Raw genomic sequence first — 23,207 nt, 5'->3', positions numbered from 1 at the left:
TAAAAATGGCAGAATTTAAAGAGCAAGTATTAGATATTTTAGAAGAAGTATGTGAAAACGATATTGTAAAAGAAAACTTAGATGTTCAATTATTTGAAGAAGGTATTCTTGATTCTTTCGCTGTAGTATCTTTATTAGTTGAATTCCAAGAGCGTTTAGATATTGAAGTTTCTATTTCTGATTTTGATCGTGACGAGTGGGCTACTCCAAACATGGTTATTAAGAAGTTGGAAGAAATCCGATGAACAAAGCAAAATTTGGTCCGATGCTTTTAGCATTGGCCCTTTTTGCTGTATTCCTACTTATTCCGACGCGCTTTCTACTCCCGCTTTTAAGTGACGAGAAAGTAGAACAAGCTGCGACTTCTTTAAAAGAAGAAAAGATTCAAAGTATGATTTTACAGCAAAAGATGTTAGCAGACCCGAAATACCTTCCGATGTACGGTTCATCGGAATTCGCACGTATGGATGCTTTCCATCCATCGAATTATTTCAAAGTAAAACCTGAAGGATTCACACCATTCCTACTTGGGCGCGGTGGAACACAAGACCTTGTACATGTGTTAAACTTTGCATCTACAATGGATCAATTGAAAGATAAGAAAATGGTATTCGTTCTTTCTCCGCAATGGTTTGTACCACAAGGTATTGATGAAACGCACTTTGCACCTAACTTTTCAAAGCAACAAGGTTACCACTTCATTTTTAACGATGATGTAAAACCTGAAATGAAAAAGCAAATTGCAAAACGTTTATTAAACTTTGAAATCGTTAAGAAAGAAACTTTATTAAAAATTTCGCTTGAAGGTATCGCCTACGATGATACGAAGTATAAAGTAAAAGCGCTTGCTGCTAAACCTTTCGCTTATATTTACCGTAACATTTTAGATCGTAAAGATTTATTTACAGCAATGTTTAATATTAAACCGCACAAAGAAAAACTTGATCCTTCATTAAAACAAATGAACTGGGATGAAGCTCGTAAACATGCAGATCAAACAGGTGCAGCAGAATCTGGATCTAACGAATATGGTATCGAAGATGGTTACTTTAATAGCAAAATCAAAAAGAAATTAAAGCAACGTGAAGGCTACTTAAAAAATGATTCTTATGATCAATCGCCAGAATATGAAGATTTACAAATTGTACTTGATTTATTAAAACAATCTGGTGCAAAACCACTCTTCATCTCTGTTCCTGTAAAAGGGCCTTGGTACGATTACGCTGGCTTCCCGAAAGAACGACGCGAATTGTATTATAAGAAAGTTCATGAGCAAATTGAGAAAGCTGGCTATCCAATTGCCGACTTCTCAAATCATGAGTATGATAAATACTTCTTAAAAGATCATATGCACTTAGGTTGGAAAGGCTGGGTTTATATCGATGAGGCCATCCAACAATTTTATAAAGCAAACTAATGAAAAGACCGCTTGAATTATTCAAGTGGTCTTTTTCTATATACATTCTGTAATTGTTCGATTACGTTATTTGCTTCTTCCATAACTCGCTCCACTACATGCTGAGCTGATTCTATTCGTGCTAATGACGACGCTTGTCCCGCCCAAAGCGACATATATTCTCCATTATTTTGTTTTGCTGCTTCTTGGCGTATTTTAGAAGTTAATACATTTTGCACCGGATACACCGGAAGCCCTTCTTCTTTCCCTTCATGCTTCTCTATAAATTCATTACGAATACCGCGTGCATATTTCCCGGAAAACGCTCGAGTTACAGTTGTACTCGTATCTGTACTATGTAAAACTGCTTCTTTATACACATCATGCGTAATACTTTCTTCACTCGTTAAAAAGGCTGATCCCATTTGAACAGCTTCTGCTCCCAGTGTAAATGCCGCAACAAGCCCTTGCCCGTTCATTACACCACCTGCTGCAACAATCGGGATATGCGGAACTGCTGCTACTAACTGCGGAATTAATGCAAACGTACCAATCATAGCGTCCTGTTCTTTCCCGATAAACGTTCCTCTATGCCCTCCTGCCTCGCTACCTTGACCGACAATAATGTCTACTCCTAATTCAGCAAGCACTTTCGCCTCTGCCACATGAGTAGCTGTGCCGATGACTTTTATTCCACTTCTTTTCAAATCATTTATCTCTTCTTTTTCTAACGTTTGAAACGCAAAGCTAACGACTGGTACTTTTTCTTCTAATAACACTTGTAATTGTTCTTTATAACTTTTTGGAAGCTTTAAATGCTCTTCTTCCTCTATACCGAATTCTCTATTCACTCCGCTAAGTAATCCCTTTGCCAAGTTTATCTTCTCTTCTTCTATCTGTATCTCTTTCGTTAAAAGTAAATTAACACCGAAAGGCTTATCTGTTAGCTCCCTTATTGTATAAATTGCTTCACGAATTTGTTCTGGGCTCATATAGCCTGCCCCAAGCGTTCCTAATCCTCCGCTATTACTTACAGTTGCAACAAGTTCTGGCGTCGTAATCGCACCCGCCATACCTGCTTGAATAATGGGATGCTTAATTTGTAATAAATCTATGACTCGACTTGTAAACATCATCTCTCCTCCTATTCTCTTTATATCTTCTTTATTTGACAAACTTTTCCCTTCTTTTACAAGGGTTGAACTTCCTATGAAGCGAATATATTGAAAGTGAAGGAGGCTGAAAACAATGATATATCCAAATGCATTACAACAAGGTGATACAGTAATGATTATTGCACCGTCCGGCCCACCAACAATTGAAAATGTATTAAAAGGTGTAAAGGTATTACAAGAAATGGGTTTATCTGTAGTAATCGGGAAGAGTGTTTATGAGAAATATGGATATTTAGCTGGAAGGGATCAAGTCCGGCTTGATGATATACATGAAGCATTTTCAAGTCATGAGGTAAAGGCCGTTTTCTGTGCACGAGGTGGTTACGGTAGTGCTCGTCTCCTCCCTTACATTCAATATGAAATCATTCGGCAAAATCCAAAAATCTTTTGGGGATATAGCGATATTACAGCTTTACATACTGCCTTTTCACGTTATGCAAAGCTTATTACTTTTCATGGCCCAATGGTTGAAGAATTAGGGAAAGGTATAGATTCTCTTTCTTTATCTTCTTTCAACCAACTATTTCATCCGTATTCAACCATTTTATCTGCGTCAGAATGTATCGTACCTAGCTCTTCCCGTACAATTACAGGTCAATTAGTTGGAGGGAATTTAGCAGTGCTAACGAGCATAATTGGCTCACACTACGAGGTACATACAGCCAATAAACTTTTATTACTTGAAGACATTGGGGAAGAACCGTATCGCGTTGATCGTATGTTAAATCAACTACTCTTATCTGGAGAATTCAATGAATGCAATGGTGTTATTTTTACAAGCTGTCACGACTGTACTCCTTCTAAACCATCTCAATCATTGCAAACGATACTATATGAATATTTCGCACCGTATCATATACCTGTCCTATTCGATTTACCGATTGGACATATAAGCCCAAACATTGGGATTCCTCTTGGAGCTACAGCTACAATAAGTACACATAATAAAACACTCTCTATTTCTTCTGGTGTAGCCACCCCGTGTTCAAATTAAAAAGGAAAAGCGATTACGCTTTTCCTTTTATTTATAATAGTTAAAAATTCGTCCAGATGCGATATCTGCAATTTCTTCGGGAATAAATGTTTTACTTATATCAGTACCGACATTTAATACGGCTGTGGCATCTTTCTCAATGCTACCAAATAATTCTTTCCCACGTATCGTAATAAGGGGCGTTCCTTCTGGCAACACATCTTTTACAAATTCCATTTGTGTAAAGAACGGAACGATCCATCTACCATCTCCTTGGAAATGACGCAAACGAAGTATCCCTTCTGTTGCCCCTTCCTCTGCTTCTAGTGAGCCAGCAACATAAAACTCAGTAGATAAGAGCAATTCATAAAATTCCTTTTGCTTTTGTTTGTCATCCCCTGCTACAACAAGTACTTCTTCTATTCTCTTTACCGGAATTTGCTCCATATGATGCCACCCCTATTTTCAAAATGATTGTACTTAAATTATACGAAATATTCTTATTTTTTTCTACATAATTCGCAATTATTTTCTTAAAATAATTTTAATACTTCTTTTGTCGTCACAATCGTAGCAAACTCTTCATGTAAATTTACAAGTGTCATATTGTGAATATCTTCTGCACTATACTCTTTACCATCTAGACCTTTACGATTAAAAGTAGCCGTTGCATCACTCACTAAATACGTTGTAAATCCTAAATTACCTGCCATTCGTGTCGTAGTCTCCACACAGTGATTTGTCGTTAATCCTACAATTACTACTGCATTACATTTGTTTTCTCTTAATTGCTCTTCTAAATTTGTTCCAATGAACGCGCTGTTAACGGTTTTCTGAATAACCACTTCACCTGACAATGGTTTCACTTCTTCTTTAAAGTTAACCGTTTCTGCTCCCTCATAAAACATCGACTGATCATTTTCTTTATTTACATGTTGAATATGAAAAACTGGTTGTTTCCTTTTTCTCCATTCTTCCAATAACATTCTCATGTTTTCTTCAGCAAAAAGATTATTTCTCTCACCCCAGTATGGTAATTGAAACGCCTTTTGTACATCAATTATAATAAGTGCTATTTGATTATTCATCATTTCCTCCTTCATTCGGCTGCAATTGAAATAGAAAACCAAGTTGTTGTGACGCAGTAATAAAACATATATAAGCGCAAAGTTCTACAATTTCTTTTTCCGTCCAATATTGTTTCAATACATGAAACATAGTATCATCTATCGCCTTTTTGTCATGAACAAATGTATGAGCAAAAGTAACGGCTACACTTATTTCTTCTACCTTTTGCATATCAGCAGGCCTTCCCTTTGCCATACAGTACGGGCATTCATTCCCGTACGCTAATGTTCTTCTCACTTGTTCCTTTAACTCTGCTGAAAGAGTTCCTTTATTGTACAGTGTATTTTCTAATGTACTCCACGAATGTAATATTTCCGGATTATGGCCTAATAACTTTTGAAACTTTGTATCTCCTACGTTTGATAATGAAATTCTCTCCATTATTTTACCTCCTATTCCTTTCAGTTTTATTGTAAAATAAATAAAGTTCTCTTTACATTTCATATGAATCTTAATTTATATTTTTCCTTTACAAAAATAATCATTTTACTGGAGGTATATTTACACATGCAACTAGATCGTGTTGATCGAAAAATTTTAAATGAATTATATAATGATAGTCGCCTTTCCATGCGCGAATTGGCCAAACGAGTAAACTTATCTGCTCCGTCTACTGCAGAACGTGTTCGTAAACTCGAAAGTGAAGGCGTGATTCAAAAGTATACAATCGATATCGATTATAAAAAAGCAGGACTTGTTTTAGATTGTATTTTAGAAATCACTTTAAAAAATGGTGATACAACACGTATGCAACAGTTTATTCAGTCCTATCCATCTGCAAGTTTTTGTTACCGAGTAACAGGGAGTTTATGCTACATTGTAAAAATCTCTGTTCCTTCACTTGTTGAACTTGAAGAATTTATTAATGATGTTTCTTCATACGCGACGACTGTTTCTCATATCGTATTATCAGAAATATCTCTTACTCCTGATATTGAACATATCTTCCCAGAAGATTAATTAATTTTTATTCATAAAATATATAAAAACCCCTTACAATAAGAATAAAAATAATATATTATGTATTAAAATACATAAAGTTCGAGAAAGGGGCTTTACATTGAAAATCTGGTTTTATGAAAAAACGGCGCAATTAGATGACTTGCTTGGCATTTGGGACAATGTTCCGACTATCCCTCGAATTGGTGAAAAAGTTGAGATTTTAAAAACAGTCCGCACTGTTACAGATATTAAATATGTAAAGAACGGCAATAATTTCCGTGTGGAAATTATTACAAATTAAAAAGTAGCTCCTAAGGAGCTACTTTTTAATTATCTATCATGCGCTTTCTTTATAACGATTTTATCTTCTTCTACAGATACTGTTACATAATCATTTTCTTCTAACCGGAGCTTATTTACAGCCTCATCTGGTAGCTCTACAGCCATCAATCTATCTGTTACAATCACTTGACTATACACTTCATTTCCTTCTGATGCACTCACTACTTTTTCCTCATTTATAAAGCGCACTGGTGGCACACCCACTTCTTTTACGGTACGCCATTGTTTCCAGACGTAAGGAATTAACCAAAGTAATCCAACAACTGTAAGACCGATACCGATCCATAAATTACTTTGCGCTTGTAATTCAGGGATTGAAATTGCGCTACTCTCTTCTCCACCGATAAATTGCATACTTGTTGCAATTAAATTATTTAAAGCGTGTACAGCTATATTCGTCCATATATTTTTCGTCTTTATGTATAACAGACACATCACAACCCCAAACATGAACGCACCAATAACATCAAAATGTCCTAGGCCAAAAATAAGTGAAGATATAATGACAGCTTTTTTAATCCCCCATTTATAAGCCATTCGCTGTAAAAAGAAACCTCTAAAAATAACCTCTTCCATAATAGGTGCTAATACACATGCTGAAATGAAAGTAAATATCGTCATATATATGTTACTCGTATTAATAACAGTTCCGTCTTCTAACATAGTAACTAAGAAATTCGGTAACGTATGTGCTAATATGTAAAATTGAATATGAGATATACCAACGGAAAAAATCATTCCCATTATCGTTGCTAACACAATTAATCCCCACGTTAAACGTCCTCGCTTGTCAAAAAAACTATTAAATACAATATTATTTTTATTTGTTTTTACGTATAACCAAAGTAACGGAAATACAAAAAACACAGTTATTTGTGAAATAACCTCCATCGCATTCTCAGAAACATTTACTAGACTTAATGGGATCATTGTAAGGAACAATCCTATAATCATCCATCCAAAAAAGCTACGTAGCCTTATACGTGAAAATGCATAATGCATATAGAACACCTCCAAAGATAGTAAAAGTAAATGGTCGGATAACTAAATTATAATATGAATATAGTTGAAACTCTTCCTATTTTTCTCAATTACTTTCAAACAACATATCTCTTAAAATACTATATTACTGCTCTTCAAGTTGCACTACCTGAGCAAGTTATGTAATAAAAATCCCCGTTTTTACAAGCGGGGATTTCTTTTATTATAATACGTCACGTTTTTGGAATAATGCACTTGATGCTACAAGTAATACAACAAAGTATGCAGCTACAAGTAATAATGAAGTTGTAAATGTAAATTCTGTGAATGTAGGTTCTACTCCGCCACTAATTAATTTATTACTATCGTAAGCTCTTAAATCCAAATGGAAGAATACTACAAACTTTGCTACACCTTTTGCAAACATCATTAATACCATATTAATTGCTCCTTGTAAGAAGAACAGGAACATCGTAATAATTAATGGTAATACAGATTTTCTAAATACGTTTGCTAAGAAAAATGCAAGCGTCGCAAAGAAGAGCGGTGAAAGTACTTGATATAAAGTAGATTTCATTACAATTCCTAACGTTAATTCTGTTTTACTACCATCCATTACAATTCCACCAATAATCATTGAAATGATCATGTTAGCAAATATGATAAATACTATAGTAAGTAATACTGTAATATATTTAGAGAATAAAACTGTCATTCGTTTTCTTGGACGGATTAATAACTGCTTAATTGTACCTTTTTGGAACTCATCCGTAATCATACGAGAAGCAATCGTAATTCCAAATATCGTTGCAAACAAAGTAATTAAACTAATCTCTGAACTTGCAAAATCTAAATAGGATCCTTTAAATTCAGTTCCGTCTCCCCATTTCAGCATCGCTAAAACTCCCAAAATCTCCAATACTGCAATAACACCAATTAAAATATACATACCTTTTTTCGCATGCAACTTTAAAAATTCATTTTGAATTAATTTCAACATTACGCTTTCACTCCCCCTGTAATCGCTAAGAACTCATCCTCTAACGTTTTATTTTGAACGGTAACTCCGTATACAAGCACATCGTCATTCACAAGTTTCTTTACAAGTTGTGGAATTTCTTCTTTCATTACAGATACTACAATGACATTTCCTTGCGCCTTACCTTGAACGATTTCATTTGCTTTCTGTACTTGATCTACTTCAAACACTACAACTACTGTCTCATCATGTTTTGCTTGTTCATGTAAGTTATACTCTTGTACAAACTCACCTTGCTTAATAATAACGACGCGATCACACATGAGTTCAATTTCACTTAATAAGTGACTTGATACGATTACAGCAATATTCTCTTCTTTCGCTAAACGTTGTAAATAATCACGAATTTGGCGAATACCAGCTGGATCTAATCCATTTGTCGGCTCATCTAAAATTAAGATTTTCGGCTGATGCAGTAATGCCTGTGCAATTCCTAAACGTTGTTTCATACCAAGTGAATATGTTTTCACTTTTTTATGAATCGCATGCTCCAACTCAACAAGCTTTACAATTTCAGCAATGCGCTCTTTCCTAATTGGTGTAATTGCCATGTTCGCAAAATGCTTTAAGTTTTGCATTCCTGTCATATAATCATATAGTTCAGGATTTTCTACAATCGCTCCAATTTGCTCTAGCGCCTTTTCACGCTCCGTACGAATACTATGACCACAAATTGTAATATCGCCCTCTGTCATTGAAATAAGACCTGTCATCATACGGATTGTTGTTGTCTTACCGCTACCGTTCGGTCCAAGGAACCCGTACACTTCCCCTTCGCGAACTTCAAATGATAAACCGCGAATAATTTCCGTTCCACCAATCTTTTTTCGAACATTCTCTAACTTTACTACTACGTTTCCCAATTTCGATTCCTCCTTTAAACTTCTAGTTTTTTATCGATTATGCGACCTGTTATATAAACAAGTAAAACAAATATACCGATTGAAAAAGCAATACTATATAAATTCATAAGTTTTTCTGAATAGAGCAACACATTCACTTCTGATGAATCATCTATATATACTAATTTTTTTATTAAAGGTGCAGCAGGTGCAAGACCGCCCAACATTCCATATATAGTACCTAATAATTTTGTTACTAGTAAAAATAAGAAAAATACCAGTGGATATTTTAACTTCTTCTTTTTCAAAGAAAACACTTTAACGCTTGCTACTGAAAAAAGTAATACTAGCAATATGCTAGATAAATTAAATACATATAACATAGTACTAAAGAGGTGCTTTAGTGGATTGAATACACTTTGAGTAAATAATACTTCGTAGAGCTCTGTACCTTTTATTATTTTCATAGAAATACCATATAAAAAAATAGATCCTATTAATTCGAAAATAAGTAAATAAATTACAGCGTATAACAATATTGCTAAAACAATCTTTTTACCGGATATCGATGTTAACCGAAATAATGTACTTTCAGTCATTTTTCCAAATGCAGACACCGCTTGAATAACTATCATTGCTAAAAAAGTTATATATACTAGAATAACGAAACTAACTATAATTGTTTGTCTTACTTCTCCTGATTCTTGCTTAATATAATTTCCCAAACTTACGAAAGCTACAGCGACAACGAATATAAATGATAACAAAGAAATAATTATTTGTTTTTTATTTATGTTGTACATATATATTAAGCTCGGCTTCATCTACTAAACACCTCCTTAAACACCTCTGTAACAGCTTTTCCTCTCTGAAAACGTAACTCTTCTACATTTTCATACAATACAATTTCTCCATCTTTTAAAAAGATCACTTCATCAAAAATATTTTCAACTTCATTTATTAAGTGCGTCGAAATTAGTATCGTACAATCTTCTCGATAAAACTGTAAAATAAGTTCCAGTACGTGTTCCCTAGAAACGAGATCAATCCCGCCAAGCGGTTCATCTAGTACGTATAACTTCGCTTTCCTCGAAAATGTTAAAATAATTTGTAGCTTTTCAACCATACCTTTTGATAAAGCTGTAATTTTTTCTTCTAACGGTATTTTAAACTCCGCAATCGTATCTACCGCTTTTTGAATATCAAAGTCTTTGTAGAAATCTCGATAGAAAAATAAAGAATCTTTTACAGTCATCCAATCATCAAATACTGGTTTATCCGACATAAAAGAAACAATTTCTTTTGTTTCTAATCCTACCTTTTTACCAACGATTGTAATGCTACCTTCAGAAGGGTGCTGTAAGCCGGCAATCATTTTCAATAACGTCGTTTTCCCGCTCCCGTTATCTCCAACAAGCCCTATAATTTTCCCTTCAGTAATCTCTATGTTTAATTCACGGATCACAGCTTTCAATCCGTACCTCTTCCATAAGTTTTCTATTTTTAATAACTCTGTCATTCGCTCTCCTCCCTTTTTTCATGTAATGAAGAACGAAGAATTGTAAGAATTTCTTCTTCTGAAAAACCTAAATTGTCCATTCCATCTATAAAAGAGTGAAGTAATTCTTTCGCCATCTCTTTTCGCAGCTCCATAATTTTCTCCCCTTCATTCGTTACATATCGTCCCATTCCTCTACGCGTTACAACAACGCCATCCCGTTCTAGCTCTTGAAATGTGCGCTGAATCGTATTTGGATTTACTTGTAATTCACTCGCTAATTCACGTACAGAGGGAATTTTATCACCAGGCAATAAATGTCCTGTTACGATTTCTTTTTTTATGTATTCCATTACCTGAATGTAAATTGGTATATTTGGAGAAAACTCTATTTTCATTTCTTCCCTCCTTTTGTATCGGTGTACTAGTTAAATAATACACCGATACAAAAGGATTGTAAATACCCATTTACTTACAAAAAAATTCTATCCGTTAGCTGGATAGAATTTTTTAAACAGAAATCGTTATACGAAAATAATAGTGTTATGTAAACAAAACCATAAAGAAAAGCTGTCTTATCAATGAATAAGACAGCTTTTCTTTATGATCATATATTAAAAATTAAACACGAAGTCATCATCAGATAACTTTTCAACGTTCGTCGCTTTTACATAACCATTTCCTTTTACAGAGAAGAAATCATGGTTTTTCGTATCTGTACGTAAACCATTTAAAACGATTGGGTTAATTTCTTCTTCTTCAAACTTCGGCTCAAGTCCTAAGTTCATAAGCCCTTTATTCGCATTGTAACGAACGAAACGATTTACATCTTCTACAAGACCGATAGAAGTGTAAATTTCTTCTGTGTATGCCATTTCGATTTCATATAGTTCCATTAATAACTCTTGCGTTTCTTTTTGCACTTCTTGTTGATCTTCTGCAGAAAGTTCCGCGAAGGTTTGTTGTGCTAAAATACCGACGAATACGCCGTGAATTGACTCATCCTTTACCTTCACATAGATTCGCTACTTCTATGCCGTTTATACAGCTTACAGTTTCCTGTAAGAAGAGACTATATCATCTACCTTCTCAGGTAGCCCTCCATTTCGATTTAAGGGATTCTCACCCACCGCTTGGCCCTACTCCTCTTGCGGAATTTCACCGCCAATGGGATAGTCGTTGAACGTTCCTTTATCTACGTATCGCACCCACCACTGTTTATACAGTTTTCGGTGTCTAATACTTCCGTACATGTTATCGCTAGATAAAGGCTTCGCTGCTGATTGCCCTATCAGCTATTCTCCTTTCCATCTATTGATAGTTAGAGAATAACCTGAATGTATATATTCATCAATAATAAAACAGATAAATTTACAATAGGGGTTCCCAGCAATTAAAAGGGTTTTTCAATTGGTATCTCTACCAAAAGCCGCTATAAGTTAACGGATAATAAGGTTAATAATCTCACCACTCGCCGTAAGTTTTCCTTGACCAGCTAAGTAAAGTGGATAGAAGAATCCACTATAGAATAAGTAACTTTCTAAGAACACACTTGCTACCATTGCCATGTATAACTCTTTTTTCGTCACTTCCGGTTTTAATAAACGACGATAGTAACTTGTAATAATACCAGCCTTTTTCTCAAGTAACGGATGAGTATCTACCCAGTCAAAAATCTCATCGATTTCTTCTTCAGTAGCTAACGTTGTGAAAATATGACTATAACTCTTCGCATGTACTTCTTCCATAGCACCCATGAAAGCTAATACACTTTTTGCTTGTAAATTTTCAAGATGAACAAGTACAAGAGGCATCCCTTCGCCACCTTGTTTCGTATCTAAAAGTGTTAAACCACCTAATACACGCTTATAAGCAATTTGCTCTTCTTTTGATAATTGCACCCAAGTATTTTTGTCAGACGAAACCGCAATTTCTTCTTCTGTCCAAAACTGAGCGATGTTTTGCTTCCAAAACATTAAACTGAAATCATCTTCTTTTTTATTCCAGTTAACAGCGCGCATTGAATCACCCCTATATCTATTATTGTTCTACTGAACGGTTAAATTTCCATCTAACAATGAAAAGCTAACCGTTTAGTAGAACAAACCAAGTATGAGCAGGGTTCATAACCCTGCTCATACTATTGGGTTATTCATTTAGTATGGCAATATGCCATTAAACGGTACAAGCCACACACTCTTCCACGCTTAATTTACGTGTTCTCGTATAATACAGACTCTTTAAGCCTTTTTTATGTGCATAGATGTAGTAACGTGCTAATTCACGTGTTGAAATATCACTATTAACGTAAAGAATTGTACTAATTCCTTGGTCAATATGTTCTTGAATTTCTGCGATTAAATCAATTAATTTAAACTGATTCATATCGTAAGAAGATTTATAGTACCAGAACGTATCTTTTGATAAATACGGCATTGGATAATATGTTGTCGCATTCGCATACGTTCTTGATTCGATTTGACTTACAATCGGCATTACGCTTGAAGTTGCATTTTGAACGTAACTGATCGATTGTGTCGGAGCAATGGCAAGACGATCCTACATACCCTCTCTTTCGAGACACTTTAACACTTCTTATATGAAGTGGGAGTAGACTATTCCATATTCTTAATTGTGTTTATTTTTTCTTCTAGGTCGAATCGATTGAGGAGAACGTTCATATAACATTTTCCATGAATCCCCTCTATACATTCGTCTGACATTTCCGTATGACAATCCAGTTTGATCAGAGATTTCTCGTAAAGATAAATCGGTGTTTAATAGTAACTCTAAAACTTGTTGTGCCTTCTTCTGCTGTTGCGTCCAAACCACGTTACGATGATTTGTAAATTTTATTTTGTCTAAGCAAAACGAAGAAGGATGTTGCTCCCCTTTATGTACCTGCCTATGGCATGATTCACAAAGAGAAATAAGATTTTGAAGTCGATTAGCTTCTTCGTAAGATTCGAAGTAAACAAAAGGCTTATTATGGTGTACTGATAGTTCTTGTCCATACTCTTTCTCATGAATCCCACAAATTTGGCATTTGTATTGATCCCGTTTCCTTGCTCTTCTACGCTGCATTAACCAATTTGGTCCATAGTACTTTTTCTTACCTGTATATGGCATAGTAGAATTCCTTTTCCACGAGTATATTGTTACGGCCAAATTTTTACATTGCTTTGAGCAATATTCATGAGTTTTACGAGGTTGACACCAAATAGGCTTATTACAAACTTTACATAGTCTATATTTACCTTTGTTTTTCGCCCATGAAATCTTTAATTCTTGACAGTACTTACAACAAGTTTTAATAGCTTTACGATGTATATACGGTATTTGGAAGTCTCTATTACATATGAGACATGATATCCAAATTAATCTTCCTCTTTTATCTTTCGTATAGTCTCTAATTTCGAAAATGTCTTTCACATTAGAAGCCTCCCCTGAGGCAAACCACAAAATAAGAATCGGCTATGGTAGTCGTTGAGGGTTTACCTTGTCAATTTGATTTAGGTACTTCCCTGCAGATCATCCAATTTCTTTCCTTTTTACCGTACCTTAGGCATTACCCCTCGCCATACACACATTTCTATGTGTACTTGGTAGAAAGAACTCTTAGGACTTTCCTGCATATAAGCCGTTTTCCTCTAAACATCACTGTCTAGGGGCGCTACATGTTAACGCATTGTACAAACCATGCTCCATTACTTGTCGTTTTAATTGATTCCAATCTTCTTTTGTAGGAATATGAATTCCGGCAAATAGTTGCTGAACTTTTTCAGTTACTGGGCTATAATCAATCGTTTCATACTTTTCAAAGTATGCGCCATTCGCATAATCAGATTTATCGAAGTCTTTAAATGTTTCGCCTTTTTCTTTAGCGATTTCCATACTTTTCTCAATAGAGTAGTAATTTAACATCATAAAGAATGTACGAGCGAACTCTTTCGCTTCTGCACTTTCATAAGCGATTTTATTTTTTGCTAAATATCCGTGTAAGTTCATTGCGCCAAGCCCTACTGAATGAAGCTCATCATTTGCTTTTTTCACAGTTGGTGCATTCGGAATGATTGTCATATCAGAAACAGCTGTTAAAGCTTCCATTCCCGCATGAACTGCTTCACGAATTTCTTTATTTTCCATTACATTTACGATATTTAACGATCCTAAGTTACAGTTAATATCACGACGGATAATGTCATCTGTACCATAATCGTTAATTTCAGAAGTTTCTTGAAGCTGGAAGATTTCTGTACACAAGTTGGACATCTTCACAGTTCCAATATCCTTCAATGGATGTTGGTTATTTGCATTTGATTTAAACATTAAGTACGGATAACCAGACTCCAGCTGAATCATAGCAATTTTAATCAGCATATCACGTGCACTAATATCTAGCGGCTTCTTCTTCACTTTCGGATTGCTCATTAATTCATCGTACATTTCATCAATATCAATGTCATCTAAATGCTTTCCATATTCTTTATACACCGTATAAGGCGCGAAAACATGGAAAGGTTCGTTTTTCTCAGCAAGCTCAAAGAACTTACTTGGAACGATAATTCCGATTGATAGAGACTGAATACGGCTCTTCTCATCGGCATTTATTTTTTTTGTATCAAGGAATTCAATAATATCCCAATGGAAAATGTTTAAGTATACTGCGCCGGCACCTTTTCGTTGGCCAAGCTGATTCGCATATGAAAACGAATCTTCAAGTAACTTCATAACAGGTACTACACCACTTGCAGCGTTGTCGATACCTTTAATTTGCTCACCACGTGCGCGTAGCTTAGATAAGTTTAAAGCTACTCCCCCGCCGATTTTTGATAATTGCATTGCAGTATTAATGTTAAAGCCGATTGAATTTAAGCTATCATCCATCTCTAACAAGAAACAAGACACCATTTCTCCTCTTCTGCTTCTTCCCGCATTTAAAAAGGTTGGTGTCGCTGGTTGGTAGTTTTGTTTGACAATCATGCTTGCGAATTGTTTTGCCTTCGCAACATCACCGCGTCCTAAGTATAATGACACAATTGCTACACGATCTTCATAGCTTTCTAAGTATTGTTTTTGATCATTTGTTTTTAACGCATAATCTTTGTAAAACTTAGATGCTGCCATATAAGATTGGAACTCGAAGTTTTCACCATAAGCGATGTTATATACCTCTTCTACTTCCTCCAAGTTATACTCGTCCAGAACGTTGTAATAGTAATCATGTTCTTTCATATACTCCATTCGCTCTGCCACGCTATTAAAATGAACGGTATTCTCTCTAGCTTCTTCCATAAAGACTTCTAATGCCTCTTTATCTTTATGAAGCTGATAAAAACCGTCCTGCATTTGCGTGATTTCATTATTCAGTTCAATGTGTCGCAATCTCCCGCACCCTTTCCTTAAAATATTCTACATCGTTATTTGTTCCTGATAACTCAAATTTTGATACAATAGGCACTTCATATTTAGCAGAAATTTTGTCAGCACTTGCACCGAACATGTCTCCCCAGTTACGATTGCCGCTTGCAGATACGCCTTTTAATTTTTCATTATTGCGCTCTAAAAATTCTAAAACACGTTCTGGTACATTGCCAAAACCTGTTGTATACGTAATTAAAATAAAGTCTTCATCTATTACTAGATCTTCACCAATTTGAACGGCCGGCATATTTAATTTGTGGATGAAACGCTTTACGTTTCCTGTCATAGAATCATATGCAACTAACATTTCCGACCCTCCCTTTTCAATCTATACTCTCTGTATGTTGTTTCTTGATTTCTCTATATATTGTATTACGTTTCAAAATAAGACACAAGATATATGTATAAATTCTTTCTTTTTTTAACTTTTACTTTTCGACAAGACCGTCGATTTTTTTCAATACAATGACTATGAAACAACATTCTAAAACTCATGTCAATAAAGTGCTTTTCAAAAAAGTTGTCAACGAATTTAACCTTATTTTTAAAAAAGTTACCAATATATTTTGTCATAAAACGGCAAATGCTGGAGGAATATATTTCTCCAGCATCACGCAAAAAAGAACAGACATGAAACGATAATCTGTTCTAAAAAACGATTACATTTATCAATTTTACTTTATTAAATATTATACATATAGTTTCGGTTCGCGTTACATACTAAAAGATAGCTATTATAGAAAAAGATTATTATTATGGAAATTCAACTTATTTATGAAAAGATTATTCAGAGTGCTCAATACGCAAAATATCTTTTACAAATATATGATGCGGATTTTCATCTTTATCAATCATTGTACATACAGGAGCTTCTTCATCAAAGTATACAATCATTCCTTCTATGTACTGATACGTATGTTGAACTTGTACAGTTACTTTAATTTCTACAGCCTCTTCATATGCTCTTTTTATTTTCTGAAGCATTTTTGTGGAACACTTTCTTTTCTCTGGATACATGACCATCCCCATAAATCGGTTGCCCGCTCTATCTTTCCACATATAATCCCAATGCGGTAATATGCTTTGTTTAAAATCGCCCATAAGTCTCCTCCCCTATATTCTTCTAGTTACGAACGTGGCGTTTCTGAATATGTATAAATGACCTGTCCGCCGCGCTGTGCGTTACCAATGAAATGTTTAAAGTCTTCTCGATTTACTAAAACTTCTCTGAACGTATAAAATACATCTTTCGTAACAACATACTCCTTTATTTCACCATTTTTCAGCTGATCCAAAATTGTATTTGCTAATTCTTTATCCATGTATTTCACCTCTATGCAATATTTTATTTTATCTTATATTCTATAGGTCAACAACTGTAAAATTATCCAGATGCTATACCTTCATTTCATTTTCATTATTTTTCAAAAGATATCTCTTTAGTATATGTCCACTAAATATCATATACTAACATAGCTACTTCTCTATATCAAACATTTCGACATTCAATTATGCAAAGTTTCACACCGCTATGCTACAATATATGAATAGAACTAGGAGGGATACTATGATTCGGAAAGCAAAAAAGACAGATGCGAAACTGGTAGCACCTTTATTGTATAACGCTCTGCACGAAATTGCTGAAAAAATCACAGGTAGCACAGTTGAGACAGAAGTATTACTAGGACTTGAAACATGGTTCTCAAAAGAGAAAAATCGACTAAGCTATGAAAACTGTTTTGTATATGAGCAAGACGGGGGTGCAGTTGGAGTTATTGTCGCTTATCACGGTAGTGAAGCAACAATGCTTGATGCACCAATTGTACACCATTTAAGAGAATTACATAAAGATGAATCGATTACGTTAGAAAAAGAAGCTGAACTTGATGAATATTACATTGATACTTTATCCGTTTCAAGTGTATATGGCGGAAAAGGAATTGGTTCTAAATTAATTAAAGCTGCTGAAATTTATGCAACTGAAAAGGAGCATAAAAAAATCGCGTTACTTGTTAATTTAGAAAACAAACGTGCCTATTCACTATACGAAAAACTAGGTTATAAAAAAGATCAAATCGTTATGCTTGTAGGCGAACCTTATGCACATCTCGTAAAACCATTGAACATCAAAATTTCTATATCTTAAAAAGAAAGCACACGATCTATATAAATCGTGTGCTTTTATGTTAAATTCGTATTTAATACATTCCCATTCATCGCCTCATGAAACGTATATGTTGTACATCCCCATGGCTCTCTGTGCAAAATAGGAGAACCAGACCATCCCATCGCTCTCAGTTCGGCACCAATCATTCCATTCACATAATTATGACCTACAAGAGCAATACTTCCATGCACGAGAGCGTAACGATGTAATAAGTCGGCCGCTTGTCTTGCCCTCTCTCTTACTTCCTTATAGGACTCAACATCTTTATGGTAACCAAGTATCCATAATGTTCGTCCGATAAATATCCATACGTTAGGTTTGCATTTTATCCATTTCGGAGCATAAAAGCCCGTGGGAACCGCCGCTTCTCTAAAGAGAGAATTTTGTATAAACGATAAAGAATCCATTAATTCAGCTGCTGACTGTACAGCACACCTTTGATCACTCGTTACAATCAATTTTGCTGCTTCAACCGCTTCCCTTGTTTCCAATGGTATAGATGCTTTTTCTTTTATAGTATGTAAGTCATATCCTTTCATCCATTCATGAAAGGATGTAACCGTCATTGGTTCTATAGTACGCTCTAAGCGACCATGACGAATAAAAGAAATCTTCATTCTTTCCACTCTCCATTCATCACTTACGAACTCTATTATGTACTATTTTTACATATCATACCACGCAAAAAAAGAAAGTTATACAACTTTACATATCCCCGCCACTCTCATGTGTGACCCCAGCATATATCCCATCCATCCCATCAAAATATGTAGTCGTTTCATGATGACGAATCTTTTTTAAATGCATATAAGAAAATACAAATAAAGTTAATGCTATAATACTCCCCACAAATTGAAACATCATTTTACCGCCTCTAGTTTCTCCTACTTTAGTAGGTTATTGTATATTTTTATTATACCCCTATATAAAAATGCACGCATTTAAACCTTTCTTTTTTTCAAAAAACATGACTTTTCTACATATTTTCTTACAAAAAGTGAATATTTTTCGAATTTTTACTTTGAAAACATTTACAAAATAGGAAACATAGTTCAAAATAAAGGGAAATAAAAAATCCCAAATTATTCTTTTTTGGAAAAACTGTAACAAGGAGAGTTGCTTATGCAGATCGCAGAAACTGGAGATATCATTGAATTTAAAGGTGGAATGCAAGGCCGTGTTCAAAAAGTAAATCAAAACTCTGTTATTGTGGATATAACAATTATGGAGAATTTTAGAGAACTAGATATGGAACCTCTTACAGTTGTTAGTCATAAAAACTATACTGTCATTAATCAAAATGCATAATATAATAGAAAGAAAGGATCTGTATGTTATACAGATCCTTTCTTTCTATTATATATTAACGATTGTCAATTGTTTCTGGATATAGATCATGGTTCATCATGCGGTAGTCTGCCATTTGTTCATATTTCGTTCCTGGACGACCGTAGTTGCAGTAAGGATCAATTGAAATCCCTCCACGTGGTGTGAATTTCCCCCATACCTCAATGTAACGTGGATCCATTAATTTAATTAAATCATTCATAATAACGTTCATGCAATCTTCATGGAAATCACCGTGATTGCGGAAACTAAATAAATATAGCTTTAAAGATTTACTCTCTACCATTCTTTGTTCTGGAATGTAGCTAATATAAATTGTTGCAAAATCCGGTTGGCCTGTTTTCGGACATAAGCTTGTAAATTCAGGACAATTGAATTTAACAAAATAATCACGGTTTGGATGATTGTTATCAAATACCTCTAAAATTTCTGGACTGTATTCAAATAAATATTTTGTATTTTGATTCCCTAATAATGTTACATCTTTTAAATCTTCATCTAATCTTCCTGCCATTTTAAACATCCCTTCTCATTATACTCCGCGTTTATTTCCCCATACTAACGCATGAAGCTGCGGCAATACTTTTGCATTATTCATTTCTTTACGGTTAACTGCTTTTTCAATCAGCCACTCATACTTATCTAATAACTTTTTAATTAACATCGCATCATCTACAGTTTTTGTATCATCATTCCCTACTTGTAAGAAAAATGGCACATCTGGATAACGTTCGTGCATCTTAACTGCATACTCGAAGTCATAATCGTCAAATACTACTACCTTTAAACTAATATCTTTTCCTGCTAGTTTCTGAATTACATCATCTAACTTCTGAAAATCAGTATTCATTGTCGAGCTTGGTGGCTTCGGAGAAATCGTTATCTCATCAATTTGAAGTAACCAATCTTGCCATTTACTCCCTTGCGTTTCGATTGCCGTTCGCATTCCATTCTCTTTTAATATAGAAAGAAGAAACTCAATATTTTTCAGCAATACCGGATTTCCACCTGAAATCGTAACATGAGAAAAATTTTCGCCACCAATTTCTACAAGCTCATTCCAAACGTCTTCTGCTGTCATCTGTCTAATCTGATCTTTAGCCGATCCATCCCACGTAAAAGCAGAATCACACCAAGCACAGCTATAATCACAGCCAGCTGTACGGATAAACATCGTCTTTTGTCCTACAACCATTCCTTCACCTTGAATAGTCGGACCAAATATTTCTAAGACTGGGATTTTACTCATCGAGCATCCACTCCCGTCTTACTTCCGCATAACTAGTTGGAGTCTCAAACAGACGAACAAACTCAACACGAGCTCCTTTATATTCGTTCGCACGATTATCTTTTGTTAACGCTTCTGCCATCTTTTCATAAATCCAAACGACCATATTTTCAGCTGTTGTATTCATCGCTGGTAACGTTTCGTTTAAATAACGATGATCTAAATAAATTTCTATCTCATTCTTCCAAATTTCTTTTATATCTCCAAAGTCAATTGCAAGACCTATTTCATTTACATATTCACTAATCCCAAATACTACTTTATATGTGTGACCATGTAAGTTTTTACATTTCCCTTCATAACAGTGTAAATGGTGTGCTGCATCAAATGTAAATTCCTTGCTGACCATTACTCTTTTATTATGATATTTGAGCTGTTTACGCTGAATATCCTTGTCCATTTTTTGCAAATTTTCTACGATGCGAAATCCAAAGAAATTATCCATTAGTTACTCGCTCCTTCGCGTTCTTGTAGGTACGTATCTAATCCTGCTTTACGAAGTTGACATGCTGGACATTCACCGCAACCATCACCAATGATTCCGTTATAACATGTTAATGTTTTCTCTCTAACAAACTCGAATGCTCCAAGTTCATCTGATAATTTCCATGTTTCCGCTTTATCAATCCACATAAGTGGTGTATGAATCACAAACGGATAATCCATGGATAAATTTAAAGTAACGTTTAACGATTTCACAAACACGTCACGGCAATCTGGATAACCACTAAAATCAGTTTCACATACACCCGTTACAATATGACGTGCTCCAACTTGTTTTGCTAATACAGCAGCAAATGATAAGAATAGTAAATTTCGTCCATCTACAAACGTCGATGGTAATTCACCTTCTTCATGTGTAATCTCCATATCCGTTCTCGTTAACGCATTTGGAGCAAGTTGATTTAATAGACTCATATCTAGTACCGTATGTTTAATTCCTAGCTCTTTTGCAATTTCCGCTGCACAATCAATTTCTAGCTTATGACGTTGATTGTAATTAAACGTTACAGCCTCTACTTCTGCAAACTGCTCTATTGCCCAAAATAAACATGTCGTACTATCTTGTCCTCCACTAAAAACAACAACTGCCTTTTCTTTTTTCATTTCACTCATTCTCCTTCTCTACTACGAATAAGAAGAAAGAACGTTCTTGAACTGTCACAATAAAAAAACAAAACAATACCTAAAGATATTGTTGTTTCCATAGTTTTTTATAGAGGGAGTTCGCGAACCTCTCCCGTGCATTGCACGGAATTCCTTCTTTCATTGACAAAGCTTATTGTAACATATTGTATACTACCAGAAAAATTTTCTGATTTTTCCGCTATTTTTCATTTCATTTCTTTCATTTTATAGTATGATTAATTTAATGTAAGAAGAGAGGAGGCGTCCCACTGAAATCCTTTATTATTTATCTCTTTTTAAATATATTATTCATCCTTGTTACAATGCTCGTATACCATTTATTTTGGAATCAAAAAGGGAAACGTTCTCCTAAATTAAACTCAGCAATATTTATTGTATTATGTTGCCTCGTTACTATACTATGTATAACTTTCGCAGCAAAAACAATTTACGGATTTCAATTTGATATGCGTCATATCGTATTAATTGTCGGTACATTAACCGGAGGTCCTATTGCTGGTGGATCTATATTAGTTGTATTAAATATATACCGCTTCTTATTAGGAGGAATAGGTGTTTTCCCATCACTTATCGGTTCTATCCTTCTATTTATTGTCCTATTATTTACATACAAATTTTTCAATCGAACTTCTAATCGTATAAAAATAACACTTGCTATTATCTACAGTCTCATATACGGATTTAGTTGGATACCTTTCTTCCTTTCCAAGGTTACAAACAAGGCTGATTATATACCACATATTATTGTGTATGAGTTATGTACGATACTGGGTACGATTCTTATTTTATATTTACTACACATATTACAAACTCAAGTTCGACTCCAAAACGAACTTATGAATGCTGAAAAATTTCATTTAATTGGTGAAATGGCAGCGTCTATCTCTCATGAAATTCGCAATCCGTTAACTTCAACGAAAGGATTTTTACAACTTTTACAATCAGATACATGCACTGAGCAGGAGCGAAAATTATATATCGACATAGCCATCAACGGAATCGAACAAGCAAACCACGTTCTTACAGATTATTTAACCTTTGCAAAACCAAGTATTGAAAAAGAACAAAGATTACAGTTAGAAGAAGAGCTGCTGCACGCATTATCGTTAATTACACCGCTTGCTAATTTAACAAATGTGCGTACACATTATATAAAGCAAAGCACTTCTTTTTTTATCGCGGGAGAAAAACAAAAACTAAATCAATGCTTGTTAAATATTTTAAAAAACTGCATTGAGGCTATGCCAAAAGGCGGTGATCTTTATTTCACATTAGTTCCTGATCATAAGCATATTCAGTTATATATAAAAGATACAGGAGTTGGTATGGATCAAGAACAAGTAAAACGCCTTGGATCCCCTTTCTACTCAACAAAAGAAAAAGGTACCGGTCTTGGAATGATGGTCGTATTCAGTGTTGTTCAAGCTATGAATGGAAAAATTGATATTATAAGCGAAAAAGGTACTGGTACAACCTTCTTATTAACTTTTCCACTCATACAAAAAACGTGATGAAA

General features: G+C 34.7%; 29 protein-coding genes, 4 pseudogenes and 1 riboswitch. Of the genes and pseudogenes, 8 read left to right on the top strand and 25 right to left on the bottom strand.

Translation table 11 applies throughout. The features are described from left to right. Positions 1 to 5 precede the first annotated feature (5 nt). Both dltC and dltD read left to right on the top strand, forming a co-directional pair. On the top strand, positions 6 to 245 hold the full coding sequence (gene dltC / locus ACVWY7_RS22215) for a D-alanine--poly(phosphoribitol) ligase subunit DltC (RefSeq protein ID WP_000807310.1): 240 nt from the start codon (positions 6 to 8) through the stop codon (positions 243 to 245). Further along, positions 242 to 1,417: a D-alanyl-lipoteichoic acid biosynthesis protein DltD gene (gene dltD / locus ACVWY7_RS22210; RefSeq protein WP_001030261.1), complete on the top strand. Its 1,176-nt coding sequence runs from the start codon at positions 242 to 244 to the stop codon at positions 1,415 to 1,417. Before dltC ends, dltD begins: the two co-directional genes overlap by 4 nt. A gap of 17 nt (positions 1,418 to 1,434) precedes the next feature. On the opposite strand, the gene ACVWY7_RS22205 is transcribed toward dltD, so the two are convergent. Next, entirely contained in the window at positions 1,435 to 2,529 is a 1,095-nt protein-coding gene (locus tag ACVWY7_RS22205) for an NAD(P)H-dependent flavin oxidoreductase (RefSeq protein ID WP_000495244.1), read from the bottom strand. A gap of 115 nt (positions 2,530 to 2,644) precedes the next feature. On the opposite strand from ACVWY7_RS22205, the gene ACVWY7_RS22200 reads away from it, so the two are divergent. Then, positions 2,645 to 3,565, top strand: coding sequence for a S66 peptidase family protein (locus tag ACVWY7_RS22200; RefSeq protein WP_456523977.1), 921 nt, complete (start codon positions 2,645 to 2,647; stop codon positions 3,563 to 3,565). Between the two features lie 27 nt (positions 3,566 to 3,592). On the opposite strand, the gene ACVWY7_RS22195 is transcribed toward ACVWY7_RS22200, so the two are convergent. The 3 genes from ACVWY7_RS22195 to ACVWY7_RS22185 form a co-directional block, all read right to left on the bottom strand. After that, on the bottom strand, positions 3,593 to 3,991 hold the full coding sequence (locus tag ACVWY7_RS22195; RefSeq protein WP_000435202.1) for an SseB family protein: 399 nt from the start codon (positions 3,989 to 3,991) through the stop codon (positions 3,593 to 3,595). Between the two features lie 86 nt (positions 3,992 to 4,077). Next, positions 4,078 to 4,632 (bottom strand): cysteine hydrolase family protein, encoded by a 555-nt coding sequence (locus ACVWY7_RS22190; protein ID WP_001064623.1) that lies wholly within the window; start codon positions 4,630 to 4,632, stop codon positions 4,078 to 4,080. Further along, positions 4,625 to 5,116 (bottom strand): carboxymuconolactone decarboxylase family protein, encoded by a 492-nt coding sequence (locus ACVWY7_RS22185; protein WP_139242218.1) that lies wholly within the window; start codon positions 5,114 to 5,116, stop codon positions 4,625 to 4,627. Before ACVWY7_RS22185 ends, ACVWY7_RS22190 begins: the two co-directional genes overlap by 8 nt. A gap of 63 nt (positions 5,117 to 5,179) precedes the next feature. Here ACVWY7_RS22185 and ACVWY7_RS22180 point away from each other — a divergent pair, with 63 nt between their 5' ends. Both ACVWY7_RS22180 and ACVWY7_RS22175 read left to right on the top strand, forming a co-directional pair. Then, positions 5,180 to 5,632, top strand: coding sequence for an Lrp/AsnC family transcriptional regulator (locus ACVWY7_RS22180; RefSeq protein ID WP_001175495.1), 453 nt, complete (start codon positions 5,180 to 5,182; stop codon positions 5,630 to 5,632). Positions 5,633 to 5,732: 100 nt separating this feature from the next. After that, positions 5,733 to 5,915 carry a DUF3913 family protein gene (locus tag ACVWY7_RS22175; protein WP_000707107.1) on the top strand — a complete coding sequence of 61 codons (183 nt, stop codon included), beginning with the start codon at positions 5,733 to 5,735 and terminating at the stop codon, positions 5,913 to 5,915. A gap of 29 nt (positions 5,916 to 5,944) precedes the next feature. Here the strand turns inward: ACVWY7_RS22175 and ACVWY7_RS22170 are convergent, their stop codons facing one another. The 15 genes and pseudogenes from ACVWY7_RS22170 to ACVWY7_RS22100 all read right to left on the bottom strand — a co-directional run bounded on the left by ACVWY7_RS22170 (position 5,945) and on the right by ACVWY7_RS22100 (position 17,062). Further along, positions 5,945 to 6,958 carry a CPBP family intramembrane glutamic endopeptidase gene (locus tag ACVWY7_RS22170; protein WP_073522421.1) on the bottom strand — a complete coding sequence of 338 codons (1,014 nt, stop codon included), beginning with the start codon at positions 6,956 to 6,958 and terminating at the stop codon, positions 5,945 to 5,947. Positions 6,959 to 7,160: 202 nt separating this feature from the next. Further along, positions 7,161 to 7,937 carry an ABC transporter permease gene (locus tag ACVWY7_RS22165; protein WP_000916002.1) on the bottom strand — a complete coding sequence of 259 codons (777 nt, stop codon included), beginning with the start codon at positions 7,935 to 7,937 and terminating at the stop codon, positions 7,161 to 7,163. Next, complete coding sequence (locus tag ACVWY7_RS22160) at positions 7,937 to 8,839, bottom strand: ABC transporter ATP-binding protein (RefSeq protein WP_073522420.1); 903 nt, start codon at positions 8,837 to 8,839, stop codon at positions 7,937 to 7,939. The genes ACVWY7_RS22165 and ACVWY7_RS22160 overlap by 1 nt, the downstream gene beginning before the upstream one ends. 14 nt (positions 8,840 to 8,853) lie before the next feature. After that, on the bottom strand, positions 8,854 to 9,642 hold the full coding sequence (locus ACVWY7_RS22155; protein WP_000804804.1) for a hypothetical protein: 789 nt from the start codon (positions 9,640 to 9,642) through the stop codon (positions 8,854 to 8,856). Further along, entirely contained in the window at positions 9,639 to 10,337 is a 699-nt protein-coding gene (locus ACVWY7_RS22150; RefSeq protein ID WP_000137724.1) for an ABC transporter ATP-binding protein, read from the bottom strand. The genes ACVWY7_RS22155 and ACVWY7_RS22150 overlap by 4 nt, the downstream gene beginning before the upstream one ends. Next, positions 10,334 to 10,714 carry a GntR family transcriptional regulator gene (locus tag ACVWY7_RS22145; protein WP_000687504.1) on the bottom strand — a complete coding sequence of 127 codons (381 nt, stop codon included), beginning with the start codon at positions 10,712 to 10,714 and terminating at the stop codon, positions 10,334 to 10,336. The genes ACVWY7_RS22150 and ACVWY7_RS22145 overlap by 4 nt, the downstream gene beginning before the upstream one ends. A gap of 216 nt (positions 10,715 to 10,930) precedes the next feature. Continuing rightward, entirely contained in the window at positions 10,931 to 11,332 is a 402-nt protein-coding gene (locus ACVWY7_RS22140; protein WP_000864959.1) for a ribonucleotide-diphosphate reductase subunit beta, read from the bottom strand. A 123-nt stretch (positions 11,333 to 11,455) separates the two neighbouring features. Then, positions 11,456 to 11,557 (bottom strand): annotated as a pseudogene (locus tag ACVWY7_RS22135) (nuclease); the annotation flags it as partial. A gap of 201 nt (positions 11,558 to 11,758) precedes the next feature. After that, positions 11,759 to 12,337, bottom strand: a pseudogene (locus ACVWY7_RS22130) (ribonucleotide-diphosphate reductase subunit beta); the annotation flags it as partial. A gap of 154 nt (positions 12,338 to 12,491) precedes the next feature. Next, positions 12,492 to 12,872 (bottom strand): annotated as a pseudogene (locus ACVWY7_RS22125) (hypothetical protein); the annotation flags it as partial. A gap of 72 nt (positions 12,873 to 12,944) precedes the next feature. Beyond that, positions 12,945 to 13,445: an HNH endonuclease gene (locus ACVWY7_RS22120; RefSeq protein WP_249211541.1), complete on the bottom strand. Its 501-nt coding sequence runs from the start codon at positions 13,443 to 13,445 to the stop codon at positions 12,945 to 12,947. A 531-nt stretch (positions 13,446 to 13,976) separates the two neighbouring features. Further along, positions 13,977 to 15,701 (bottom strand): annotated as a pseudogene (gene nrdE, locus ACVWY7_RS22115) (class 1b ribonucleoside-diphosphate reductase subunit alpha); the annotation flags it as partial. Beyond that, entirely contained in the window at positions 15,688 to 16,047 is a 360-nt protein-coding gene (nrdI, locus tag ACVWY7_RS22110; protein ID WP_000959450.1) for a class Ib ribonucleoside-diphosphate reductase assembly flavoprotein NrdI, read from the bottom strand. The gene nrdI and the pseudogene nrdE, both read right to left, overlap by 14 nt. A gap of 476 nt (positions 16,048 to 16,523) precedes the next feature. Further along, a complete protein-coding gene (locus tag ACVWY7_RS22105) occupies positions 16,524 to 16,841 on the bottom strand; it encodes a hypothetical protein (RefSeq protein ID WP_000502216.1) in 318 nt (105 codons plus the stop codon). Positions 16,842 to 16,867: 26 nt separating this feature from the next. Continuing rightward, on the bottom strand, positions 16,868 to 17,062 hold the full coding sequence (locus tag ACVWY7_RS22100; protein WP_000356683.1) for a hypothetical protein: 195 nt from the start codon (positions 17,060 to 17,062) through the stop codon (positions 16,868 to 16,870). A 245-nt stretch (positions 17,063 to 17,307) separates the two neighbouring features. Here ACVWY7_RS22100 and ACVWY7_RS22095 point away from each other — a divergent pair, with 245 nt between their 5' ends. Next, positions 17,308 to 17,886 (top strand): GNAT family N-acetyltransferase, encoded by a 579-nt coding sequence (locus ACVWY7_RS22095; protein WP_000619533.1) that lies wholly within the window; start codon positions 17,308 to 17,310, stop codon positions 17,884 to 17,886. Between the two features lie 35 nt (positions 17,887 to 17,921). On the opposite strand, the gene ACVWY7_RS22090 is transcribed toward ACVWY7_RS22095, so the two are convergent. Beyond that, complete coding sequence (locus ACVWY7_RS22090; RefSeq protein ID WP_000703121.1) at positions 17,922 to 18,524, bottom strand: histidine phosphatase family protein; 603 nt, start codon at positions 18,522 to 18,524, stop codon at positions 17,922 to 17,924. Between the two features lie 88 nt (positions 18,525 to 18,612). Further along, positions 18,613 to 18,768, bottom strand: a complete 156-nt coding sequence (locus tag ACVWY7_RS22085) for a hypothetical protein (RefSeq protein WP_000486156.1) — start codon at positions 18,766 to 18,768, stop codon at positions 18,613 to 18,615. Positions 18,769 to 19,029: 261 nt separating this feature from the next. On the opposite strand from ACVWY7_RS22085, the gene ACVWY7_RS22080 reads away from it, so the two are divergent. Then, positions 19,030 to 19,215 carry a YkvS family protein gene (locus ACVWY7_RS22080; protein ID WP_001165081.1) on the top strand — a complete coding sequence of 62 codons (186 nt, stop codon included), beginning with the start codon at positions 19,030 to 19,032 and terminating at the stop codon, positions 19,213 to 19,215. A 55-nt stretch (positions 19,216 to 19,270) separates the two neighbouring features. On the opposite strand, the gene queF is transcribed toward ACVWY7_RS22080, so the two are convergent. From queF to queC, 4 genes are read right to left on the bottom strand one after another with little or no spacing between them, the layout of a single operon-like run. Beyond that, complete coding sequence (gene queF / locus ACVWY7_RS22075) at positions 19,271 to 19,768, bottom strand: preQ(1) synthase (protein ID WP_000918895.1); 498 nt, start codon at positions 19,766 to 19,768, stop codon at positions 19,271 to 19,273. Positions 19,769 to 19,786: 18 nt separating this feature from the next. After that, the gene (gene queE, locus ACVWY7_RS22070; RefSeq protein ID WP_000036288.1) at positions 19,787 to 20,503 is read right to left on the bottom strand and encodes a 7-carboxy-7-deazaguanine synthase QueE; all 717 of its coding nucleotides are present in this window, start codon (positions 20,501 to 20,503) and stop codon (positions 19,787 to 19,789) included. Beyond that, the gene (queD, locus tag ACVWY7_RS22065; protein WP_456523976.1) at positions 20,496 to 20,987 is read right to left on the bottom strand and encodes a 6-carboxytetrahydropterin synthase QueD; all 492 of its coding nucleotides are present in this window, start codon (positions 20,985 to 20,987) and stop codon (positions 20,496 to 20,498) included. The genes queE and queD overlap by 8 nt, the downstream gene beginning before the upstream one ends. Beyond that, positions 20,987 to 21,649, bottom strand: a complete 663-nt coding sequence (gene queC / locus ACVWY7_RS22060) for a 7-cyano-7-deazaguanine synthase QueC (RefSeq protein WP_000711596.1) — start codon at positions 21,647 to 21,649, stop codon at positions 20,987 to 20,989. The genes queD and queC overlap by 1 nt, the downstream gene beginning before the upstream one ends. Positions 21,650 to 21,742: 93 nt before the next feature. Next, a riboswitch (PreQ1 riboswitch) is annotated at positions 21,743 to 21,786 on the bottom strand. A gap of 207 nt (positions 21,787 to 21,993) precedes the next feature. Here queC and kinB point away from each other — a divergent pair. Beyond that, complete coding sequence (kinB, locus tag ACVWY7_RS22055; RefSeq protein ID WP_003159138.1) at positions 21,994 to 23,202, top strand: sporulation sensor histidine kinase KinB; 1,209 nt, start codon at positions 21,994 to 21,996, stop codon at positions 23,200 to 23,202. Positions 23,203 to 23,207: the final 5 nt, after the last annotated feature.

Source organism: Bacillus sp. TE9106W (assembly GCF_054062215.1).
This window is presented reverse-complemented; position numbering and strand designations above follow the sequence as displayed.

Coding starts and splice junctions, on each gene's coding strand:
- kinB (WP_003159138.1), top strand. CDS start 21,994: ATGCTCGTATACCATTTATTTTGGAATCAAAAAGGGAAACGTTCTCCT.
- ACVWY7_RS22100 (WP_000356683.1), bottom strand. CDS start 17,062: ATGGATAAAGAATTAGCAAATACAATTTTGGATCAGCTGAAAAATGGT.
- ACVWY7_RS22155 (WP_000804804.1), bottom strand. CDS start 9,642: ATGAAGCCGAGCTTAATATATATGTACAACATAAATAAAAAACAAATA.
- dltD (WP_001030261.1), top strand. CDS start 242: ATGAACAAAGCAAAATTTGGTCCGATGCTTTTAGCATTGGCCCTTTTT.
- ACVWY7_RS22205 (WP_000495244.1), bottom strand. CDS start 2,529: ATGTTTACAAGTCGAGTCATAGATTTATTACAAATTAAGCATCCCATT.
- ACVWY7_RS22165 (WP_000916002.1), bottom strand. CDS start 7,937: ATGTTGAAATTAATTCAAAATGAATTTTTAAAGTTGCATGCGAAAAAA.
- ACVWY7_RS22190 (WP_001064623.1), bottom strand. CDS start 4,632: ATGAATAATCAAATAGCACTTATTATAATTGATGTACAAAAGGCGTTT.
- nrdI (WP_000959450.1), bottom strand. CDS start 16,047: ATGTTAGTTGCATATGATTCTATGACAGGAAACGTAAAGCGTTTCATC.
- dltC (WP_000807310.1), top strand. CDS start 6: ATGGCAGAATTTAAAGAGCAAGTATTAGATATTTTAGAAGAAGTATGT.
- ACVWY7_RS22180 (WP_001175495.1), top strand. CDS start 5,180: ATGCAACTAGATCGTGTTGATCGAAAAATTTTAAATGAATTATATAAT.
- ACVWY7_RS22150 (WP_000137724.1), bottom strand. CDS start 10,337: ATGACAGAGTTATTAAAAATAGAAAACTTATGGAAGAGGTACGGATTG.
- ACVWY7_RS22085 (WP_000486156.1), bottom strand. CDS start 18,768: ATGTTTCAATTTGTGGGGAGTATTATAGCATTAACTTTATTTGTATTT.
- ACVWY7_RS22185 (WP_139242218.1), bottom strand. CDS start 5,116: ATGAAATGTAAAGAGAACTTTATTTATTTTACAATAAAACTGAAAGGA.
- queD (WP_456523976.1), bottom strand. CDS start 20,987: ATGGATAATTTCTTTGGATTTCGCATCGTAGAAAATTTGCAAAAAATG.
- ACVWY7_RS22145 (WP_000687504.1), bottom strand. CDS start 10,714: ATGAAAATAGAGTTTTCTCCAAATATACCAATTTACATTCAGGTAATG.
- ACVWY7_RS22120 (WP_249211541.1), bottom strand. CDS start 13,445: ATGCCATATACAGGTAAGAAAAAGTACTATGGACCAAATTGGTTAATG.
- queC (WP_000711596.1), bottom strand. CDS start 21,649: ATGAAAAAAGAAAAGGCAGTTGTTGTTTTTAGTGGAGGACAAGATAGT.
- ACVWY7_RS22090 (WP_000703121.1), bottom strand. CDS start 18,524: ATGAAGATTTCTTTTATTCGTCATGGTCGCTTAGAGCGTACTATAGAA.
- ACVWY7_RS22095 (WP_000619533.1), top strand. CDS start 17,308: ATGATTCGGAAAGCAAAAAAGACAGATGCGAAACTGGTAGCACCTTTA.
- ACVWY7_RS22200 (WP_456523977.1), top strand. CDS start 2,645: ATGATATATCCAAATGCATTACAACAAGGTGATACAGTAATGATTATT.
- ACVWY7_RS22195 (WP_000435202.1), bottom strand. CDS start 3,991: ATGGAGCAAATTCCGGTAAAGAGAATAGAAGAAGTACTTGTTGTAGCA.
- ACVWY7_RS22170 (WP_073522421.1), bottom strand. CDS start 6,958: ATGCATTATGCATTTTCACGTATAAGGCTACGTAGCTTTTTTGGATGG.
- ACVWY7_RS22105 (WP_000502216.1), bottom strand. CDS start 16,841: ATGGGCGATTTTAAACAAAGCATATTACCGCATTGGGATTATATGTGG.
- queF (WP_000918895.1), bottom strand. CDS start 19,768: ATGGCAGGAAGATTAGATGAAGATTTAAAAGATGTAACATTATTAGGG.
- queE (WP_000036288.1), bottom strand. CDS start 20,503: ATGAGTAAAATCCCAGTCTTAGAAATATTTGGTCCGACTATTCAAGGT.
- ACVWY7_RS22080 (WP_001165081.1), top strand. CDS start 19,030: ATGCAGATCGCAGAAACTGGAGATATCATTGAATTTAAAGGTGGAATG.